Source organism: Flavobacterium sp., assembly GCF_040382755.1.
Classification (GTDB): domain Bacteria; phylum Bacteroidota; class Bacteroidia; order Flavobacteriales; family Flavobacteriaceae; genus Flavobacterium.
The window spans coordinates 1-4,359 of sequence record NZ_JBEIET010000142.1; the positions used below are offsets into that span (position 1 = coordinate 1).

The following is a 4,359-nucleotide window of genomic DNA, read 5'->3' on the forward strand; positions in this document are numbered from 1 at the left end:
ATTTCAATAAAACCAAATCCGAAATCTGACAATTCATTGAATAGTTTCGCATCTTTATCAAATCCTGCAGCTAATCCGACTGGGTTTTTAAATTTCAATCCGAAAACTTCTCTTTCTAATCGTTTGTCTTCTACAACATAAATCGCTTTGATAATAGATGTTACAAATGGAATTTTAGAAATAAATTTCACCAATGAAAAGGTAAAATAATGCACTTTTTCAGGATCGAAACAGAATAATATAGGACGTAAAAGTAATTTATACATAATGATAGTTGTGTTGTACTGCAAAAGTAATTTTTATAGACAGATTACACAAATTTTTAAAAATATAAATTTGAAGCAAAAAAATAATTATATTTGTTGAACCAATTACAATTCTAAAGAAATTATGGATGCTATTAGACAATTTATTGATGTAAAAGATAATACTTTTCAAGTAATTCTTCCTGATAGTTTTACGGCGAGTAGAGTTGAAATTATTGTTTTTCCTTCAGAGGATGAATACAATATTCCAGAATGGCAAAAAAACATTGTTTCTGAACGAATAGAAGCAATTACACAAAATCCTGATTTACTTATTGATGAAGAACAATTTTGGACTGATTTAGAAAATGAGAGCTAAAATAAAGTATGCCTTTTTTGTTAAAGAAGATATTAAAGAAGCTGTAAATTGGTATAATAAAGCTCAAAATGGCTTAGGTACAAGATTCTTGAAAAACGTAAAAGAAAAAATCAATTCTGTAGCTAAAAACCCAGAGACTATTCAAATAAGATATAATGATGTTCAAATAGCAGTTGTTAATACTTTTCCTTACACCATTCATTTTCAATTTCATAAAGAACAAAATACCATTTTTATTTTGGGTATTTTCCACACCTCAAAAAACCCTGAAAATTGGATAGAAAGATTGTAAATTTTATCCTTTTTTTATTTTAAATACTAAATAATAGTATTATTCTAAAATTTCTTTAGTTAAATAACCTTCCAATTTTACATTCTCTTTATTTTTTTTATAAAATGAAATAGTTTCTTCACATTTAACTTTTTCGTAAATAACTAAATTTTTAATATCATATTTAACTTCAACCGCATCGTTAATGTTAGTATAATTTGTTGAAATATTAATAATATCAAATTTAGTTATGTTTCCAAAATCTTTATTATTTTTAACAATTAATTTACGAAGTCCATTTTTAGGAATTGAAATATCTAAATAATTATAGATTTTCAAAGTATCTAAATTAGATAATTCTTTATAAAATTTTGTAGCTAGCTCTTTAGCGTATTTCGAATCTGATTCATCATTTATTCTTACTTCTTTTCTCTCGCAAGCAAATGATAAAAACAACAAAACTAATAAATATTTTTTCATACTTTTTACTTCGGATTAGTCGCAATCACAAATTTCAAGTTGTTTTTTACACCTATTTGAAGCACGTCGACTAAATCTTGGACTTGCAAATTAAACGGAATTCGGACAACGACCGTTTGTTCTTTATCTGTTCCTATTTTCGCTAACAATTCTTTTTCTAAATCATCGTAATTAACAGGTTGTTTATCTATGAAAAAGGCTTTGTCTTCCGTAACGGAAATACTTATAAATTGCTTGTTTGTTTTTTCATTTGTTTTCGATTTTGGCAACGTCATTTTAATCACATTCGGATTTGCCAATGTTGAGATGATTAGAAAAAACAATAGCAAAAAGAACATAATATCACTCATTGATGACGCGTGAACTTCTGCGTGAAATCGTCTGTTTCTTTTAATTGCCATTTGGTCGCTGAATTATGTTTACAAATTCTAATACTTGTTTTTGAACATTTAGCATAAAATGATCAATTTTTCCATTCAATAAATGATATCCTGCATAAGCAATTAAACCAACGATAAGTCCCGCTCCAGACGAAATCATTTTTTCGTATAATCCACCAGAAATATTTCCAATACTAATGTTTTCGGTTATAGAAATACTATAGAAAATTTTAATTACCCCAGAAATCGTTCCTACGAAACCTAATGTTGGTGCCATACCCGCAATTAAACCTAATTGTCCCATTTTACGTTCCATTTCACCTAATTCAATTTGAGCCATACGTTCCATATTTGATTCAATTTCAGAAATAGGTCTTCCAATAGTTAAAATTCCTTCTTTTACAACTCTTGCTGTAGCATTATTTACGCGTTCTGCAGCGCCAACAGCTAAATTAATGTTCCCGCTATGCAAATGCGTACGCACTTCTTTTAGCAGAAAATCATCATTTTTAGTAGTTTTAGCGATATATAAATACCTTTCAACTATTAAATAAATGGTATAAATCATCAAAATAATAATTGGTATTAAGAAAAAACCACCTTTTAAAATGAACTCAAAAACTGATATTCCTTCGTTAACAGGCGTTGTATTTGTATTTGCCACATTTGTTACAGCTTGTGCAACAGTATCTACAGTAGTTTGTAAAAAAAATCCGATCATAAGTAATACTATTCTTAATTAATTTTTTGAAATTTGCAATAAAGATACATTTTTCTATAAAGTATAAAACTAAAAAAAGAAGATTTTATTTTACAGAAGAAGAAATTTTTTAATAATACCTAAAACAATGACTTACAAAGAATCCATAAATTGGCTATTTAATCAACTTCCCGTGTTCCAAAACATTGGTGCTGCTGCATATAAAGAAGATTTAACCAATACCTTATTATTAACAAAACATTTGAATCATCCTGAAAGAAATTTTAAAACTATTCACGTAGCTGGTACAAATGGAAAAGGTTCAACAAGCAGTATGATTGCGTCTGTATTTATGGAAGCTGGGTATAAAGTGGGCTTATACACTTCACCACATTTAAAGGATTTTAGGGAACGAATTACAATAAATGGTAAGAAAATTTCCAAAAATTACGTACACCAATTTGTTTTAGAACATAAGCCGTTTTTTGAGAAAACTGAATTAAGTTTTTTTGAAATGACAGTTGGACTCGCTTTTCAATATTTTTCTGACAAAAAAGTTGATATCGCAATAATTGAAGTTGGAATGGGCGGCAGATTAGACGCTACAAATATTATATCACCTTTACTTTCTGTTATCACAAATATAGGAAAAGATCATACCGCTTTTTTAGGAGATACTTTAGAGAAAATCGCCTTTGAAAAAGCAGGAATTATTAAACAGAACGTTCCGGTTGTAATTGGAGAATATACTATACAAACAAAACCTATTTTTTTAGAAGTCGCTTCAAAAAATAATTCTGAAGTGAATTTCGCACAAAATTTAAACCACCCAGATTATCCTTGTGGTCTTTTGGGCGATTATCAAATAAAGAATAAAAAAACAGTTATTGAAGTATTTCGAAATTTGAAATCTAATTTCAACATTTCAGAAGAAAATATAAAAAACGGAATTGCAAATGTAGTACTCAATACCCATTTACAAGGAAGATGGCAAATTTTACAAGAAAATCCTAAAGTGATTTGCGATACGGCTCACAACGCACACGGACTTGAAATGGTTATGCAACAATTAAAAAAAGAAACTTACAATCAATTGTACATAGTTTTAGGAGTCGTAAATGATAAAGATTTAGATGCCATTTTACCATTATTTCCAAAAAATGCCAATTATTATTTTTGTAAACCAAAAAATGAACGTGGTTTAAATGCAAAGACACTTCAAGATAAAGCAAAATCATTTCAACTTTTCGGTAACACATATACCTCTGTTTCAAAAGCTTACAAATCGGCATTAGAAAAATCATCTGATAAAGATTTGATTTTTATTGGTGGCAGCAACTTTGTAGTTTCAGAAATAATATAATTTTTTTGTTTTTTTATTTGCAAATACCGAAAACAGATGTATATTTGCACTCGCAATACGAAAGTAGCGCGTTTTATTGGGGCAATTAGCTCAGCTGGTTCAGAGCACCTCGTTTACACCGAGGGGGTCGGGGGTTCGAACCCCTCATTGCCCACTTATTAAATCCTACAGAAATGTAGGATTTTTTTTATGCCAAAAATTTAATAATTAGTCGGTTATCGTTATCTCACAATATATTGAGACTAAGAAAAAATTCAAATAAAATTTTTTATTGTTAAAATAAAAAATTAATAAATCATTCTCATTATAATGGAAACATCACATAATAGAAAACTCTCATAAATACTTTTTATTAAAAAAAATCACAAAATCGATAATATTTGTTAACAAAATGTAATAATATCAAAAATAGACTTTTCACAAATTGTTAATAACTTTAACTAATTGAAATTGTAAATTTTTTAAAAACATTATATTTACAACGTTTTCGTAAATATTTGATTTTCAATAATGTTTAAAAAAAATGTTAATATAAATGTTA

Annotated in this window: 6 protein-coding genes, 1 tRNA gene and 1 pseudogene; 4 read left to right on the forward strand and 4 right to left on the reverse strand. The window is 27.9% G+C overall.

Annotation, left to right across the window (positions count from 1 at the left end; translation table 11 throughout):
• Positions 1-266, reverse strand: a pseudogene (locus ABWO04_RS10035) (quinone-dependent dihydroorotate dehydrogenase); the annotation flags it as partial.
• 124 nt (positions 267-390) lie between these two features.
• Here ABWO04_RS10035 and ABWO04_RS10040 point away from each other — a divergent pair.
• Together ABWO04_RS10040 and ABWO04_RS10045 are read left to right on the forward strand one after the other, a co-directional pair.
• Complete coding sequence (locus tag ABWO04_RS10040) at positions 391-624, forward strand: hypothetical protein (RefSeq protein ID WP_353079574.1); 234 nt, start codon at positions 391-393, stop codon at positions 622-624.
• Entirely contained in the window at positions 614-916 is a 303-nt protein-coding gene (locus ABWO04_RS10045; protein WP_353079575.1) for a type II toxin-antitoxin system RelE/ParE family toxin, read from the forward strand. Before ABWO04_RS10040 ends, ABWO04_RS10045 begins: the two co-directional genes overlap by 11 nt.
• Positions 917-955: 39 nt before the next feature.
• Here the strand turns inward: ABWO04_RS10045 and ABWO04_RS10050 are convergent, their stop codons facing one another.
• From ABWO04_RS10050 to ABWO04_RS10060, 3 genes are read right to left on the reverse strand one after another with little or no spacing between them, the layout of a single operon-like run.
• Positions 956-1,375, reverse strand: coding sequence for a hypothetical protein (locus ABWO04_RS10050; RefSeq protein WP_353079576.1), 420 nt, complete (start codon positions 1,373-1,375; stop codon positions 956-958).
• Between the two features lie 5 nt (positions 1,376-1,380).
• Positions 1,381-1,776, reverse strand: coding sequence for an ExbD/TolR family protein (locus tag ABWO04_RS10055; protein ID WP_353079577.1), 396 nt, complete (start codon positions 1,774-1,776; stop codon positions 1,381-1,383).
• Positions 1,766-2,476 (reverse strand): MotA/TolQ/ExbB proton channel family protein, encoded by a 711-nt coding sequence (locus tag ABWO04_RS10060; protein ID WP_488239095.1) that lies wholly within the window; start codon positions 2,474-2,476, stop codon positions 1,766-1,768. Before ABWO04_RS10060 ends, ABWO04_RS10055 begins: the two co-directional genes overlap by 11 nt.
• Before the next feature lie 127 nt (positions 2,477-2,603).
• On the opposite strand from ABWO04_RS10060, the gene ABWO04_RS10065 reads away from it, so the two are divergent.
• On the forward strand, positions 2,604-3,818 hold the full coding sequence (locus ABWO04_RS10065; RefSeq protein WP_353079578.1) for a bifunctional folylpolyglutamate synthase/dihydrofolate synthase: 1,215 nt from the start codon (positions 2,604-2,606) through the stop codon (positions 3,816-3,818).
• Positions 3,819-3,897: 79 nt separating this feature from the next.
• Positions 3,898-3,972 (forward strand) — tRNA-Val (locus ABWO04_RS10070).
• The last annotated feature ends 387 nt before the right edge of the window (positions 3,973-4,359 follow it).